Annotated in this window: 13 protein-coding genes; 12 read left to right on the top strand and 1 reads right to left on the bottom strand. The window is 43.7% G+C overall.

What is annotated here, in order from left to right; genetic code table 11:
- Positions 1 to 32: 32 nt before the first annotated feature.
- The 4 genes from ABE28_RS23000 to ABE28_RS22985 all read left to right on the top strand — a co-directional run bounded on the left by ABE28_RS23000 (position 33) and on the right by ABE28_RS22985 (position 7,031).
- Positions 33 to 683, top strand: coding sequence for a TetR/AcrR family transcriptional regulator (locus tag ABE28_RS23000; protein ID WP_064467305.1), 651 nt, complete (start codon positions 33 to 35; stop codon positions 681 to 683).
- Between the two features lie 11 nt (positions 684 to 694).
- Positions 695 to 3,961 carry a fused isobutyryl-CoA mutase/GTPase IcmF gene (gene icmF, locus ABE28_RS22995; RefSeq protein ID WP_064467086.1) on the top strand — a complete coding sequence of 1,089 codons (3,267 nt, stop codon included), beginning with the start codon at positions 695 to 697 and terminating at the stop codon, positions 3,959 to 3,961.
- Positions 3,962 to 4,466: 505 nt separating this feature from the next.
- On the top strand, positions 4,467 to 5,048 hold the full coding sequence (rpoE, locus tag ABE28_RS22990) for a DNA-directed RNA polymerase subunit delta (protein WP_064467087.1): 582 nt from the start codon (positions 4,467 to 4,469) through the stop codon (positions 5,046 to 5,048).
- Positions 5,049 to 5,423: 375 nt separating this feature from the next.
- Positions 5,424 to 7,031: a CTP synthase gene (locus ABE28_RS22985; RefSeq protein ID WP_064467088.1), complete on the top strand. Its 1,608-nt coding sequence runs from the start codon at positions 5,424 to 5,426 to the stop codon at positions 7,029 to 7,031.
- Between the two features lie 435 nt (positions 7,032 to 7,466).
- On the opposite strand, the gene ABE28_RS22980 is transcribed toward ABE28_RS22985, so the two are convergent.
- Positions 7,467 to 8,000, bottom strand: coding sequence for a DUF2529 domain-containing protein (locus ABE28_RS22980; RefSeq protein WP_064467089.1), 534 nt, complete (start codon positions 7,998 to 8,000; stop codon positions 7,467 to 7,469).
- A 280-nt stretch (positions 8,001 to 8,280) separates the two neighbouring features.
- Between ABE28_RS22980 and ABE28_RS22975 the strand changes: the two genes are divergently transcribed.
- The 8 genes from ABE28_RS22975 (at position 8,281) to ABE28_RS22940 (ending at position 15,859) form a co-directional block, all read left to right on the top strand.
- Positions 8,281 to 8,652 (top strand): response regulator, encoded by a 372-nt coding sequence (locus ABE28_RS22975; RefSeq protein WP_064467090.1) that lies wholly within the window; start codon positions 8,281 to 8,283, stop codon positions 8,650 to 8,652.
- A 247-nt stretch (positions 8,653 to 8,899) separates the two neighbouring features.
- Positions 8,900 to 9,757 (top strand): class II fructose-bisphosphate aldolase, encoded by an 858-nt coding sequence (locus ABE28_RS22970; RefSeq protein ID WP_064467091.1) that lies wholly within the window; start codon positions 8,900 to 8,902, stop codon positions 9,755 to 9,757.
- Positions 9,758 to 9,942: 185 nt separating this feature from the next.
- The gene (fsa, locus tag ABE28_RS22965) at positions 9,943 to 10,593 is read left to right on the top strand and encodes a fructose-6-phosphate aldolase (RefSeq protein ID WP_064467092.1); all 651 of its coding nucleotides are present in this window, start codon (positions 9,943 to 9,945) and stop codon (positions 10,591 to 10,593) included.
- A 209-nt stretch (positions 10,594 to 10,802) separates the two neighbouring features.
- Positions 10,803 to 12,086, top strand: coding sequence for a UDP-N-acetylglucosamine 1-carboxyvinyltransferase (locus ABE28_RS22960; RefSeq protein ID WP_064467093.1), 1,284 nt, complete (start codon positions 10,803 to 10,805; stop codon positions 12,084 to 12,086).
- A 99-nt stretch (positions 12,087 to 12,185) separates the two neighbouring features.
- The gene (gene glpX, locus ABE28_RS22955) at positions 12,186 to 13,148 is read left to right on the top strand and encodes a class II fructose-bisphosphatase (protein WP_064467094.1); all 963 of its coding nucleotides are present in this window, start codon (positions 12,186 to 12,188) and stop codon (positions 13,146 to 13,148) included.
- A 326-nt stretch (positions 13,149 to 13,474) separates the two neighbouring features.
- Positions 13,475 to 14,764 (top strand): transcription termination factor Rho, encoded by a 1,290-nt coding sequence (gene rho / locus ABE28_RS22950; protein WP_064467095.1) that lies wholly within the window; start codon positions 13,475 to 13,477, stop codon positions 14,762 to 14,764.
- Between the two features lie 150 nt (positions 14,765 to 14,914).
- Positions 14,915 to 15,115, top strand: a complete 201-nt coding sequence (rpmE, locus tag ABE28_RS24745; RefSeq protein WP_053348458.1) for a 50S ribosomal protein L31 — start codon at positions 14,915 to 14,917, stop codon at positions 15,113 to 15,115.
- A gap of 138 nt (positions 15,116 to 15,253) precedes the next feature.
- A complete protein-coding gene (locus ABE28_RS22940) occupies positions 15,254 to 15,859 on the top strand; it encodes a thymidine kinase (protein ID WP_064467097.1) in 606 nt (201 codons plus the stop codon).
- The last annotated feature ends 27 nt before the right edge of the window (positions 15,860 to 15,886 follow it).

The raw sequence follows: 15,886 nt of genomic DNA, 5'->3' as shown, positions 1-15,886 counted from the left end.
TGCGCTTTCTAAAAGGGGTTTGAAAATTGAAAATAGATAAAAGAGAAGTTCTTGCGTCGGTAAAGGATGAGCGGCTGGTTGAAAAAAGGCGTACCCAAATGATCAAAGGAGCGGTGACTCTTTTTAAGGAAAAGGGATTCCATCGGACGACTACCAGGGAAATTGCCAAAGCGTCGGGCTTTAGTATTGGCACGTTATACGAGTATATCCGAACAAAGGAAGATATCTTATATCTCGTTTGTGACTTCATTTATGATGAAGTTCAGGAAAAGCTTCAAAAAGAAATCGATCAGAGTGATGGAACACTTGATAGTTTGAAGATGACGATCGCCTATTTTTATAAGGTGATGGATGACATGCAGGACGAAGTGCTGGTGATGTATCAAGAGGTGAAGGCATTGACGAAGGATGCCCTGCCTTACGTGCTGAACAAAGAAATCCGAATGGTGGGCATGTTCGAAAGAGTCATAACGAAATGTGTTGAGAACGGGGAACTATTGCTGACGGAAAAACAAATCAGCCTTCTATCCCATAACATCTTTGTCCAGGGACAGATGTGGAGTTTTAGAAGGTGGGCCTTGCATAAGGAATATACGCTTCAGGAGTACATCGATGTGCAGACGCAATTATTGATTCAAAATGTATCATTTCAAAAAGGTGCTGATATCAAGTCGTTTCAATAAGGGGGAGCAATATGAGTACAGTTGATGTGTATAAACCGAAAAACCATATCAGATTCGTGACAGCTTCGAGTTTATTCGATGGCCATGATGCATCGATCAACATCATGAGGAGGATCCTGCAGTCGAGCGGGGCGGAGGTCATTCATCTAGGACATAATCGCTCCGTTGAGGAGATCGTGAATGCAGCCATCCAGGAAGACGTTCAAGGCATTGCCATGTCGTCATACCAAGGAGGACATGTAGAATATTTTAAATATATGTATGACCTTTTGAAGGAAAGGGGGGCCGAGCATATTCGGATTTTTGCCGGAGGAGGCGGTGTCATCATTCCAAGGGAAATCAAGGAGCTGCATGATTATGGGATTGCCCGTATTTTTTCCCCTGATGAAGGGCGGGAATATGGCCTTCAGGGCATGATAAATGTATTGATGGAGGAATGTGACTTCTCCACTGTCAAACCGTCTTTGCAGGAACGTTTGGATGAACTGATTGCGGGCGATACGAATGCGATTGCCCAATATATCACCTTTGCTGAAGGCAGGCTGGAGGCTTCAGCTGAATCAGCCGCAGCGGTGGAAAGTCTATTCGAGCAAATCAAGACATCCGAAAGGAAGGTGCCTGTTCTTGGAATTACAGGCACGGGGGGCGCGGGTAAAAGTTCACTGACCGATGAATTGATCAGGCGTTTCCTTAATGAAATCAAGGAAAAGAAAGTGGCCATCTTATCCGTCGATCCGACAAAACAAAAGACGGGTGGTGCCTTGCTGGGCGACAGGATCAGGATGAACGCCATTTTTTCAGAGCGTGTCTATATGCGGAGCCTGGCCACTCGTCATTCAAAAAGTGAGCTGTCCCTGGCGATCAAAGATGCCATCTCGGTCGTGAAGGCAGCTGGCTTCGATCTGATCATCGTCGAAACGAGCGGTATTGGCCAAGGTGATGCAGAGGTTGCCGAGATTTGTGATGTTTCCATGTATGTGATGACGAGTGAGTTCGGTGCACCATCCCAGCTTGAAAAAATCGATATGATCGATTATGCAGACTTGATCGTCATTAACAAATATGAGCGCAAAGGCTCCGAGGATGCTAAAAATCAGGTGCAAAAACAATATCAACGAAGCCGGATGCTTTTCGATCAAGATCCATCGGAAATGCCGGTTTATGGCACGATCGCCTCCCAATTCAATGACCCTGGGACAAATGCAGTATTCGCTGCCTTGATAGAAAAACTTCATGAAAAAGCAGGGACGGGTTGGAGCACTGCCTTTTCGAAGGAAGCGGATGTTTACAAGCAAAATGTCATCATTCCGAATGATCGCCGTTATTACTTGCGGGAGATAAGTGATACGGTCAGAACGTATCATAAACGCTCGGAGGAGCAAGTGCGTATCGCCCGCAGGCTTTTTCAGCTTGAAGGTGCGATTGATGCGGTGAAGGAAAATGATAATAACAAAGAAATCCTGGGGTCTTTGGAAGAGTTGAAAAAGGAAACGGCCGCCAAGCTATCCCCTGAATCGAAAAAATCGCTTTCAGGATGGAGCGATTTAAAAGAAAAATATGCAGGGGAGCAGTTTGTCACAAGAATCAGGGATAAGGAAATCGTCACGAAGCTTAAAACGAAAAGCTTATCAGGTTTAATGATTCCGAGAGTTTCCTTGCCTAAATATGTCGATTATGGTGAGGTTTTAGGATGGCTATCCCGTGAAAATGTTCCGGGCTTTTTCCCGTATACAGCTGGGGTGTTCCCATTCAAACGTGAAGGGGAAGATCCAAAACGGCAATTCGCGGGTGAAGGATCGCCGGACCGGACCAACCGCCGTTTTCATTATTTATCTAAAGATGATCAGGCCAAACGGCTTAGTACGGCTTTCGATTCCGTAACATTATATGGCGAGGATCCAGATCATCGTCCGGATATTTATGGCAAGGTAGGGGAAAGCGGCGTTAGCATTTGTACGCTCGATGACATGAAAAAATTATATGCAGGTTTTGATCTTTGCCACCCATCGACATCCGTATCCATGACCATCAATGGACCGGCACCGATCATTTTGGCCATGTTCATGAACACGGCAGTCGATCAGCAGATACAGCGGAAAATGGAAGAGGTCGGCCGCCCCCTTACGGAGTTGGAAGCGCAGGAAGTACAGGGGTTCACCTTGCAAACGGTACGCGGAACAGTTCAAGCGGACATTCTGAAAGAGGACCAAGGTCAAAATACATGCATCTTTTCTACGGAATTCGCTTTACGGTTGATGGGAGATATCCAAGCTTATTTCATCGATCATAAAGTCAGGAATTACTATTCTGTATCCATATCGGGTTACCACATTGCCGAAGCTGGAGCGAATCCGATTTCACAGCTGGCCTTCACTTTGGCGAATGGCTTTACTTACATTGAATATTATTTGAGCCGCGGAATGAACATCGATGATTTTGCCCCTAATTTGTCGTTTTTCTTTTCAAATGGGCTTGACCCGGAATATACGGTCATCGGGAGAGTGGCAAGAAGGATTTGGGCGACGGTCATGCGAGATAAATATGGTGCGAATGACCGCAGCCAGAAGCTGAAATACCACATCCAAACGTCAGGCCGCTCCCTTCATGCCCAAGAAATCGACTTTAATGATATCAGAACGACACTTCAAGCGTTGATGGCCTTGCAGGACAATTGTAACTCCCTGCATACGAATGCTTATGATGAAGCCATTACTACGCCTACCGAAGAATCTGTACGTCGTGCCATGGCGATTCAAATGATCATCACGAAGGAGCATGGACTTTCAAAAAATGAAAATCCGATTTCCGGGTCCTTCATTGTCGAGGAATTGACGGATATGGTTGAAGAGGCCGTTCTTCAGGAGTTCGATCGCATCAATGATCGAGGCGGCGTTCTTGGAGCAATGGAGACGCAGTATCAGCGCGGCAAGATCCAGGATGAATCCATGCATTATGAAATGAAGAAGCATACGGGAGAATTGCCGATCATCGGGGTCAATACGTACTTGAATCCAAACCCACCCTCTGAAGATGCCGTGAACAGCATGGAAATTGCCCGTGCAACGAAGGAAGAAAAAGAAGGGCAGATCACGAACTTGCAAGCATTTCAGGAAAGAAATAACCAGTTCACTGATGAAGCGCTAACCAGGCTGAAAGCCGCTGCCATGAATGGTGACAATATTTTTGCCGAGCTCATGAATTGCGTGAAAGTGGCCAGTCTTGGCCAGATAACCCGTGCCCTTTATGATGTAGGAGGGCAATACCGCAGAAATATGTAGGAAATGCAAATGGGACTCCGGACTGAAGGGGTCCCTTTTTCTGAATGGCTACGCCCCTTTTTTTGGCAAAAATTGAATTTCCCCTTATAATTATCAGGAAAAGGGGCAAAAATGATGAATCAGCCCACGGAGTTGAAACAATGAATCTTAAGCTGCTCGGTTGAATACTTGGTTCCTTTTTTGCCATCATTCCTTTATTTGAGCTGTATGAGCATCAATTGGGTGCAATCTCCTTTTCCATCATGGCCGTTGCTTTCTTTACGGCAGCTTATCGTCAAAAAACCAAGAAAGAAAGTAAATGGTCAAGCACTCCAGGTAACATACGCGTTAAGGTAAATCTGTGAAAGTATCAGATAGAACTAGCATAAACCCATTTGGATTGTTTATAATGGAGTATATGTCTAGCAGGAATTGTCGTTATTTTATCGAAATACTGTTTTAGATTATTTTTTTATGTGAAAAAACACCGAATCCAGTGTTTGAATAGAGAAGGGAAGTGCGGAATTTGAGTTTAAAACAATACTCAAAAGAGCAATTATTGGAAATGTCCTTAATAGAGATGGCATATGATTTGTTAGTGGAAAGAAATGAACCGATTCCATTCAAAGACCTAATCAGTGAACTGGCTTCGCTGCATCATTTATCAAAAGCGGAAGTGGCAAAAAAGATTGCCCAATTCTATACCGATTTAAATGTTGATGGCCGTTTCACTTCACTTGGGGACAACCGTTGGGGATTGAAAACTTGGTACCCGGTTGATCAAATCGAAGAAGAAGTGGTCCATGTCGTAAAACCGAAAAAGAAAAAGAAAGCGAAAAAGGCTGCTGTCGTCATCGATGATTTCGACGAACTTGATGATGAAGATCTTGATTTCGATGAAGATGTTGATGATCTGGACGAGGATGAGGATGAGGATGACGATGATATCCTAGGTTCTCCAGTTATCGACGAAGTGCTATTGGACGATGACGTGGATGATGATGACGATCTCGAAGAAGAAATAATTGAAGATGAATCATTCGTCCTGGAAGATGATGAGGACGAAGATGAAGATGAAGATGAGCTGGATGAAGAGAATGAAAAATAAATAATCGCCCTTGACTTTTTAAGGCGAAATTTGTAGAATCATTTTTGGGCTCCTTAAAAAAGGACACAATGATTAAATTATATCGCTCCCTTACTTTTATTGTAAGAGGAGCGTTTTTGTTTTTAATGATGGAATGTATAAATGACATCATTTTTTTATTTTTAAAAATGATTTCTCGTAGAATTGTAAAAACTACAGAGAACATATTTATGTTTTGCTGTCATTTTGCGGAAGTTTATCCTTGTTCATGCATCAAGCATGACTCTCACTGAAGATCTTAAGTGATTAATGGCATACCGCTCTGCGTCTTTTGGTTTTTAACCGCCGGAAAGGCGGCGTATTGATGAAGAAAACATTCTAGTAGGAGGATATGAGATGACAAAATATATTTTTGTGACAGGTGGAGTAGTTTCTTCCTTAGGAAAAGGGATAACGGCCGCTTCGTTGGGACGACTTTTAAAAAATAGGGGATTGAATGTTACGATCCAAAAATTTGACCCTTATATCAACTTGGATCCAGGAACGATGAGTCCATATCAACATGGTGAAGTGTTCGTTACGGATGATGGTGCGGAGACGGATTTGGACCTGGGCCATTATGAGCGGTTCATCGATATCAACCTTGGTAAGCACAGCAATGTGACTACAGGGAAAATATATTCGACCGTCCTTAGAAAAGAACGCCGCGGCGACTATTTGGGTGGAACGGTTCAAGTCATTCCCCACATTACGAATGAAATCAAGGAGCGGGTTTTCCGTTCAGGCAATGAAACGAATGCGGATATCGTCATTACTGAAATTGGCGGTACTGTAGGGGATATCGAATCCCTTCCATTCCTTGAAGCGATCCGTCAAATCAAGAGTGATATCGGAATCAATAATGTTATGTATATCCACTGTACACTCGTTCCTTATATTAAAGCTGCTGGTGAAATGAAAACGAAACCGACTCAGCATAGTGTGAAGGAATTGCGCAGCCTTGGCATTCAGCCGAATATCATCGTTGCACGTACAGAAAGCCCGATCTCACAAGATATGAAGGATAAAATTGCTTTATTCTGCGATATCGATAAAAAATCGGTTATCGAATGCCTTGATGCAGATACGCTTTACTCCATCCCTCTTGCCCTTCAAGCACAAAATATGGACCAAATCGTTTGTGACCACTTGAAATTGGACTGCGCCGAGGCGGATATGGAAGATTGGAAGGAACTAGTCAAAAAGGTTACGTCTTTATCGAAAAAAACGAAAATCGCTCTTGTCGGAAAATATGTTGAACTGCAAGATGCTTATCTTTCTGTAGTGGAAGCACTTAAGCACGCAGGTTATGCATTTGATGCCGATGTTGAAATCGACTGGGTCAATTCGGAAGACGTAACGAAAGAAAATGTTGCTGAACTTCTTCAAGATGCAGATGGCATCCTTGTTCCTGGCGGCTTTGGAGATCGTGGTATCGAAGGGAAAATTGCCGCGACGGAATATGCCCGTACGACAAAAACACCGTTCTTCGGAATCTGTTTGGGCATGCAATTGGCGTCCATTGAATATGCGCGCAACGTATTAGGGTTGCCGGAAGCTCATTCTGCTGAAATTCAAGCGGATACTCCAGATCCAATCATCGATCTTCTTCCAGAACAAAAGGATGTAGAAGATTTGGGCGGTACACTTCGTCTTGGCTTATACCCATGTAAGCTTATCGAGGGAACCAAGGCTTACGAGGCGTATAATGACGAGGTTGTGTATGAACGTCACCGTCATCGTTATGAATTCAATAATCATTACCGTCAGGCGATGGAAGAGGCTGGATTCGTCTTCTCCGGAACAAGCCCAGATGGCCGTCTTGTTGAAATCGTTGAATTGAAGGATCATCCTTGGTTTGTGGCTTCTCAATTCCATCCGGAATTCACGTCACGCCCTAACCGTCCACAGCCACTATTCCGTGACTTTGTTGGGATGTCTTTAAAGCGCAGCGAGAAACTTTAATAATCAAGTGGCTAAGTCAGACTGTAGGCAAACTCGATGAATAATCGAAATTGCCTGCAGTTTTTTTGTTCAATTCGATGCAAACCGCAACTCGCGAGTGAAAGCACGAAACTGGCGAGTAAAGTCGTTAAAATGGCGAGTAACGCTCCAAAATGGTGAAAGAAAGCGGTGATTATATCGATTTAATCTCCAAACTGGCGAGTAACGGAAGAAATGTGCGAGGAACGGCCCCAATTGGCATGTGAAAAGCGGGATTATTGCGAGAAATGGCCTTGTAAATTGGATGCAACCAAATCGTGAGTAACGGGACAATGGACCGGTTCTCACAATGCAGGTAGTGGGTTTATTCGAGAGCTAGTTGGTTCTGTTCCAATGTAAATCAAAAAAGGTATCGGGATGGGGCCATTCCGATACCTTTTTTGTAGATCAATAAGATTAATCTTCTTCATTTTGATATTCTTGTATAATTTCCTCAAGAGTGAATTTAATTCCATAATAGGCAAAAAGGGCGGCAATGAGGGTGGGGTAGCCGAAGCGGTTTCCGGTTTCATCAGGAATCAATCCCCGGTGGATCCGTAAATCGATATGTACGTCAGCCAGCTCCATGAGAGATTCTTCATTGGACGATACGGAGGTTGATATTGCGACAAAGGGTATATCTTCTTCCCTAAGTGCATGTGCAAGCTTCAATGCTTCGTGATCATCCGAATACCTGGTGAATATAAGAAATCGATCTTCTCTTGAAATAGTTTCGCCGTGTTCATATCTTTTTGCTTTCGGAAAGGGCTCTGCCCCGTCCAAGGCTTCGGAGGTGACACCTTGCATTTCACCAAAACCTTGTATGAAGATGGAGCCATCCCCAACAGCGGCCTGTGCCAGCAGGCGCCCGGCATCCTCCATTCCAAAGGCTTCATTGTCCATCATTTTTTTGAATATACCGCTTAGTTGTGTCGAGAAAATTTTTAACATGATCAGGGACTCCTTTTTAAAAAATAGTCCCTTTATTATAAAGGACTTTCCTGTGCATTGACAGGCTTCAGGAATTTAGATCGTATTGTTTTGTTTGACTAAATGGGTCAAAAAAACCAAAAAAATATAAATTCATTTTAGCCATCGGGCAGGAATTTTGTTACAATTATCGAATAGGAACATAGAATTCAAGTTTGTGAAAATGTGAAAGTAAATACATGTATGGGCAATATGCCGATTAGGCTGATATTTTTATATCATGTAGAGAAGAGGTGATAAAATGTCAGGGAAAATATTGATAGTTGATGATCAATTCGGGATCCGTATTTTATTGAACGAGGTTTTACATAAAGAAGGGTATGATACATTTCAAGCTGCAAATGGAATTCAAGCCCTGGAAGTACTGAATAATCATTCACCGGATCTTGTGTTGCTCGATATGAAGATTCCCGGGATGGATGGTATAGAAATCCTGAAACGGATGAAGGTGGTCGATCCTGATATCCGGGTCATAATCATGACCGCTTATGGCGAGCTTGATATGATCCAAGAAGCGAAGGATTTAGGGGCAATGACCCATTTTGCTAAGCCTTTCGATATTGATGATATTAGAAAAGCCGTTCGTGAATACTTCCCGATTCAGTCAAATTAATGGTCATGAATGGTTAACACTATTGGCTATAGAATTGCCGCGGCCATCTTTTTTTTAGATGTGCCGCATTTTTTTGGAATAAATTTTAACGTTGGATATAGTGTATTTGTTGCTGTTTTTTTGATGTATTGATATGCTACAAGAGGAGAGATATTCTGATTGATGAGCGTATGCTACGTTGATTTTAGGGAATATCTAGAAAGAAATAACTTTAAGATAATCACACCCACTAGTAGGAGGAAATCAAATGCCTTTAGTTTCTATGAAAGATATGCTTAATAAAGCTCTTGATGAAAAGTATGCAGTAGGTCAATTCAACATCAATAACCTGGAGTGGACCCAAGCTATTCTAGCTGCTGCGGAACAAGAAAAATCCCCAGTCATCCTAGGCGTTTCCGAAGGGGCTGCCCGTCATATGGGTGGTTTCAAAACGACTGTCATGATGGTTCAAGGTTTGTTGGAAGACATGAAAATTACCGTTCCTGTGGCCATTCACCTTGACCATGGTTCAAGTTATGATAAATGTAAAGAAGCGATCGAAGCTGGATTCACTTCAGTAATGATTGATGCTTCTCATCATCCGATTGAGGAGAACATCGAAACGACGAAGAAGGTTGTTGAATTCGCCCATGCACGCAATGTATCCGTTGAAGCGGAAGTGGGTACGGTCGGCGGACAAGAAGATGATATAATTGCTGATGGCGTTGTATATGCAGACCCTCAGGAATGTGAACAATTAGTCAAAGAAACGAATGTTGACTGCTTCGCACCAGCATTGGGATCTGTTCATGGACCATACAAAGGTGAACCGAACCTTGGCTATAAAGAAATGGAAGAAGTACGTGATTTAACGAACAAGCCATTAGTTCTTCATGGCGGGACAGGCATCCCGACGAAAGACATCCAAAAAGCGATTTCGCTTGGAACATCAAAAATTAACGTGAATACGGAAAATCAAATTGTATTCACGAAAGCTGTACGTGAGATCCTGAATAGCGATGCGGAAGTTTACGATCCACGTAAATTCTTGGTACCTGGCCGTGAAGCGATCAAAGAAACGGTCGTTGGCAAAATCCGTGAGTTCGGTTCAAACGGTAAAGCATAATACAACATCGGTCCAGGGTCCCAAGCCCTTAAGTGCAGGCTGATGCAGGCCATAACTCCATTGGTGGGAACTTTCCCCCAATGGTTTCTTTAAAATTAAGGTAAATGCCGATGCTATTTTTTGAACAATTAGAATTCAAGGGGTAATGGAGAAAGAAAAATAAGATTACATACGGAGGGTATTTTATGAAATTCTTTATAGATACAGCAAACATGGAAGAAATCAAACAAGCGCATGAACTTGGCGTATTAGCAGGAGTAACGACTAACCCGTCCCTTGTTGCAAGAGAAAAGGGCGTTTCTTTTCATGACCGTTTAAGGGAAATTACCAGCCTTGTCAAGGATTCCGTTTCTGCGGAAGTCATTGCACTCGATTTTGAAGGAATGATGGCTGAAGCGAAGGAACTTGTTGCGATTGCGCCTAATATCACGATCAAAGTGCCAATGACTCCAGATGGATTAAAGGCTGTTGCCGCCCTTACAAAGCAAGGAGTCAAAACGAACGTGACCCTTATTTTCAGTGCCAACCAAGCATTATTGGCAGCAAGGGCAGGAGCTACTTATGTATCTCCATTTTTAGGGCGTTTGGATGATATCGGTCAAAATGGCTTGCATTTAATTTCGGACATTGCTGACATTTTCGCGATCCATGATATCAAGGCGGAAATCATTGCCGCTTCCATCCGCCACCCGATGCATATTACGGATGCCGCTCTTAAAGGGGCTCATATTGCAACGATTCCTTATAAAGTATTAATGCAATTATTCCACCACCCATTGACTGACAAAGGAATTGAAGCGTTCTTGAAGGATTGGAATTCACGTTTAGAAGCATAATGCCTTACCGCTAAGTCGCTGTAGATTGCATTGGTCGAATGATAAATAACATAAATTAGAAATTTTTTACCTTTTTTTACATGTTTTTTCTGCTTTTGTGTAAACTAAGAAACTAGATAGTAAATGCTGTCGGATTATGCAATTTTCTTGTGGAAAAATATTACTTTTTAAAGTGGCTTCTAAGTGCTTAGCGTGGAAGGGAGTATATTATGGAAAAACTTAAAATTGCCGGTGGCTATCCTTTAAAGGGGAGCATTCGTGTCAGCGGAGCAAAAAATAGTGCTGTCGCCCTTATACCTGCAACGATTTTAGCGGACTCTCCTGTAACGATCGAAGGCTTGCCCGATATTTCGGATGTACAGATGCTAAAAGCGTTAATGGAGGAAATTGGCGGCGAGGTTTCCTTTGATGATGGCGAAATGACTGTGGATCCAAGCAGGATGATTTCAATGCCTCTTCCCAATGGAAGAGTGAAGAAGCTACGTGCTTCTTATTATTTAATGGGTGCAATGCTTGGTAAATTCAAAAAGGCAGTGATCGGTTTGCCTGGCGGGTGTCATTTGGGCCCTCGTCCGATAGATCAGCACATAAAGGGTTTTGAAGCACTTGGCGCCCAAGTGACGAATGAACAGGGAGCCATTTACCTAAGGGCCGACGAGTTGCGGGGCGCACGCATCTATCTGGATGTCGTCAGTGTCGGGGCAACCATCAATATCATGCTTGCGGCCGTATTGGCCAAAGGCCGTACCGTGATCGAAAATGCTGCGAAAGAACCTGAGATCATTGATGTTGTCACCCTTTTGACGAATATGGGTGCGAAAATCAAGGGTGCGGGAACGGATATCATCCGCATTGACGGTGTCGATAGGCTGCATGGCTGCAGACATACCATCATACCAGACCGGATTGAAGCGGGGACTTTCATGATCTTGGCAGCCGCTGTCGGTGAAGGCATCTTGATCGATAATGTCATTCCCCAGCATTTGGAGTCGTTGACTGCCAAAATGAGGGAGATGGGCATCAATATTGAAGCAGGTGATGACCAGATATTCGTCTCGCCTGGTGAAAAATATAAATCGGTTGATATTAAGACGCTTGTGTATCCTGGGTTTCCAACGGATCTTCAGCAGCCTTTCACGTCACTGTTGACAAAAGCGTGCGGCTCCAGCATGGTGACCGACACGATTTATGGTGCGCGCTTCAAGCATATTGATGAATTGCGACGCATGAATGCGAAGATTAAGGTCGAAGGCAGAGCAGGCATCGTCGATGGTCCTGTCCAACTTCATGGTGCAAAAGTGAAGGCGAGTGATTTGCGTGCCGGAGCCGCGTTGGTCATTGCAGGATTGATGGCTGAAGGGATTACAGAGGTGACGGGCCTTGAGCATATAGATCGTGGATATAGCCATCTTGTGGAGAAGCTTTCTGGTTTAGGTGCAACGATTTGGCGTGAAGAAATGACACAAGAAGAAGTGGAGCAGCTTAAAAGCTGATCCCTTTTCTTGTTGCCCCACTGTGTTACTATATATGATATAATGTGTTATACTAATATATAAATAAATCATGCTAGTGTACATGAGGGGGAACCGGAAATGGAAAGAAGTTTATCGATGGAGCTTGTTCGCGTAACGGAAGCGGCCGCTTTGAATTCTGCACGTTGGATGGGAAGAGGAAAGAAGGACGAAGCGGATGATGCTGCAACAACTGCCATGCGCGATGTTTTCAATACGATTCCCATGCAAGGGACGGTTGTAATCGGTGAAGGGGAAATGGATGAAGCGCCAATGCTTTATATTGGCGAAAAGCTTGGTACCGGTCTCGGGCCGCTGGTCGATGTTGCGGTCGATCCTTTAGAAGGCACGAATATCGTCGCATCGGGCGGCTGGAATGCATTGGCTGTATTGGCAATAGCGGATAAGGGGAACTTGCTTCATGCACCCGATATGTATATGGATAAAATAGCCGTTGGACCTGAGGCTGTTGGCCAGATAGATATCAATGCTTCCATATTGGACAACCTTAAGGCTGTGGCAAAGGCAAAGAATAAAGATATCCAAGATGTAGTGGCAACAGTATTGAATCGTGATCGTCATTCGAAGATCATTCACGAGCTTCGTGAGGCGGGAGCACGAATTAAATTGATCAACGATGGAGATGTAGCAGGTGCCATCAATACGGCCTTCGATCTCACTGGTGTTGATATCCTATTCGGATCAGGCGGAGCACCCGAGGGGGTCATTGCCGCAGTTGCTTTGAAATGCCTGGGCGGGGAAATCCAAGGCAAGCTCCTTCCGCAAAGTGAAGAAGAAGTGGAGCGCTGTGGCAAAATGGGCCTTGATTTAGGAAGGGTCCTTAAAATGGAAGACCTCGTTCGCGGAGATGATGCCATTTTTGCTGCAACAGGTGTGACGGATGGCGAACTATTGCGTGGTGTTCAATTCAAAGGGCACTACGGCGAGACGCAATCCGTGGTCATGCGCGCAAAATCAGGAACCGTTCGTTTCATTGATGGACGTCACAGCCTGAAAATTAAACCGAATGGTTTGATTGACTGATTGCGTTTTGAAAATTCACCAACGAAAAAAAGCGAGCGGTTTCATCGCTCGCTTTCTCTTTAAAAAAATTTAAGTTGAATAATTAAAATAAAAAAAGTAAAATAAAGCTTGGTCTACTATTAATGTTCACTATATATAATATCTGCCCTTTCACTCCAAACTTCAAGAAGCCTTCAAATAATTTTCTTCTTTACATGTGAAAATGTATCATCCTTTCTAAGAAAACTCTGGTCGGGTACATGGATTGCGGTTTTTCTTCCATCTAACAAACCATTTCTTTTTTTGTATGGGTGAAAACGTTTAATTAATAAAAGTGTGGTGTCATAATGAATTTAACTATTTCTAATTTAGAAAACATGAAACTAAAGGATCTCTATGAGCACGCTCGTGAATATAAAGTTTCCTATTACAGCAAACTTTCAAAGAAGGAACTTATTTTCGCTATCCTGAAAGCGCAGGCCGAGCAGGATGGTCTTCTATTCATGGAGGGCGTCCTTGAGATCATCCCTTCAGAGGGTTTCGGTTTCTTGCGGCCAATCAATTATTCTCCAAGCTCGGAGGATATTTATATTTCCGCATCCCAAATCCGCAGATTCGATTTGCGGAATGGAGATAAGGTTTCCGGTAAGGTAAGGCCGCCGAAGGAAAATGAACGATATTATGGATTGCTCCACGTCGAGGCTGTCAATGGGGATAATCCAGAGTCAGCTAAAGAGCGAGTTCATTTCCCAGGCTTAACACCGCTGTACCCGAATAGGCAAATCAAGCTGGAGACTACGCCGAAGAACCTATCAACCAGGATTATGGATGTGTTGGCGCCGGTTGGTTTTGGCCAGCGCGGTCTGATTGTCGCACCGCCAAAAGCTGGTAAGACAATGCTTATTAAAGAAATTGCCAATGCGATAACGACGAACCATCCTGAATCGGAACTGATCGTCCTTTTGATCGATGAACGTCCTGAGGAAGTGACAGACATTGAACGTTCAGTTGCTGGTGACGTGGTTAGTTCAACGTTCGATGAAGTGCCGGAAAACCATATCAAGGTTGCGGAACTGGTTTTAGAGCGTGCGATGCGCCTTGTCGAGCATAAGCGGGATGTCATCATCCTGATGGACAGCATCACCCGTCTGGCCCGTGCTTACAACCTTGTCATCCCGCCGAGCGGGCGAACGTTGTCAGGTGGTATTGACCCTGCTGCATTCCATCGCCCAAAACGCTTTTTCGGTGCGGCGAGGAATATCGAGGAAGGCGGCAGCTTGACGATCCTTGCTACGGCATTAGTGGATACTGGTTCAAGAATGGACGATGTCATTTATGAAGAATTCAAAGGCACTGGTAATATGGAACTTCATTTAGATCGTGCCCTTGCCGAAAGACGAATCTTCCCGGCAATCGATATCCGCCGTTCTGGCACGCGGAAAGAAGAATTGCTCATTCCGAAAGACCGTCTCGATAAACTATGGGCAATCAGGAAGACGATGTCGGATTCACCGGATTTTTCGGAGAAATTCCTCCGCCGTCTAAAACAGACTAAAGGCAATGATGAATTTTTCAGTAAGTTGGATGAAGAAATGTCCGAAATGAAAAAGGGACCAGCGAGCGTTAAACGCTCTTGAAACAGAGAAAGAAACAAACTGTTGCACAACTAGTTTTAAGTTGATATAATGAGTTCATGTGTTTTTACAATAAATGTGAGGGTGTTTGACACTCACCTTGAAGTATAAAACTCTGTTTCGAATGATTCAGGGCAGAAGGAGCTGAAAAGAATGAAAACTGGAATTCATCCAAATTACAAGCTTTCAAAAGTATCTTGCTCTTGCGGAAACACTTTTGAAACTGGTTCAGTTAAAGAAGAGATCAAAGTTGAGACTTGTTCAGAGTGCCACCCATTCTATACTGGTCGTCAAAAATTCGCTGAAGCTGGCGGACGTGTTGATCGTTTCAACAAAAAATACGGTATTAAATAAGCCGGACTTTTTAAAAAACAGGCAAGTATTTTTCTTGCCTGTTTTTTCTTTTCTGTAAACAAGTAACAATTCATATAAAACCGGGTCCGCTTCAATTTTGGCCAATGGATCGACAGGTGGAAGGGAGTAGCTGTTTCCATGTATGTAATGAAACAAACGGGCTGGATCGAGCTTATTTGCGGAAGCATGTTTTCAGGTAAATCTGAGGAATTGATTAAACGAGTCAGCCGTGCTCAATTTGCCAAAGAGCAAATCGCTGTTTTTAAACCAGCTATTGATAATCGCTATGCGGAAGAGGCTGTCGTATCACATAATGGCTCTTCTGTGATGGCAAAGCCGATTGCCCACTCAACGGATATTTTTAAGTACTTGGACAAGCCCCTGGATATCATTGCAATAGACGAAGTGCAATTTTTTGATGATGAAATTATCGGGGTTGCCCAGCATCTTGCGGACAGCGGTTATCGAGTGATTATGGCTGGACTCGATCAGGATTTCAGAGGTGAACCATTCGGTCCCATGCCTGTTCTGCTATCGTTAGCAGAATCAGTGACTAAGCTACAGGCAGTATGTGAAGTGTGCGGATCACCTGCGAGCAGGACCCAGCGTTTGATTGATGGCAAACCGGCCTCCTATGATGAACCGATCATCCTTGTGGGTGCATCGGAGTCATACGAACCCCGTTGCCGTCATCATCACGAAGTGCCAGGTAAGCAGTCAGCTGGAGTCAAAGAACATATTTAATCGGAGGGTGCCTTATGATCGATGAGA

The sequence above is a fragment of the Peribacillus muralis genome, from assembly GCF_001645685.2.
GTDB lineage: Bacteria > Bacillota > Bacilli > Bacillales > DSM-1321 > Peribacillus > Peribacillus muralis_A.
Note: the sequence above shows the minus strand (reverse complement) of the source record. Positions and strands in the feature narration are given on the sequence as shown.

Coding starts and splice junctions, on each gene's coding strand:
- ABE28_RS22970 (WP_064467091.1), top strand. CDS start 8,900: ATGCCTTTAGTTTCTATGAAAGATATGCTTAATAAAGCTCTTGATGAA.
- fsa (WP_064467092.1), top strand. CDS start 9,943: ATGAAATTCTTTATAGATACAGCAAACATGGAAGAAATCAAACAAGCG.
- ABE28_RS22940 (WP_064467097.1), top strand. CDS start 15,254: ATGTATGTAATGAAACAAACGGGCTGGATCGAGCTTATTTGCGGAAGC.
- glpX (WP_064467094.1), top strand. CDS start 12,186: ATGGAAAGAAGTTTATCGATGGAGCTTGTTCGCGTAACGGAAGCGGCC.
- rpmE (WP_053348458.1), top strand. CDS start 14,915: ATGAAAACTGGAATTCATCCAAATTACAAGCTTTCAAAAGTATCTTGC.
- ABE28_RS22985 (WP_064467088.1), top strand. CDS start 5,424: ATGACAAAATATATTTTTGTGACAGGTGGAGTAGTTTCTTCCTTAGGA.
- rho (WP_064467095.1), top strand. CDS start 13,475: ATGAATTTAACTATTTCTAATTTAGAAAACATGAAACTAAAGGATCTC.
- ABE28_RS22975 (WP_064467090.1), top strand. CDS start 8,281: ATGTCAGGGAAAATATTGATAGTTGATGATCAATTCGGGATCCGTATT.
- icmF (WP_064467086.1), top strand. CDS start 695: ATGAGTACAGTTGATGTGTATAAACCGAAAAACCATATCAGATTCGTG.
- ABE28_RS22980 (WP_064467089.1), bottom strand. CDS start 8,000: ATGTTAAAAATTTTCTCGACACAACTAAGCGGTATATTCAAAAAAATG.
- ABE28_RS22960 (WP_064467093.1), top strand. CDS start 10,803: ATGGAAAAACTTAAAATTGCCGGTGGCTATCCTTTAAAGGGGAGCATT.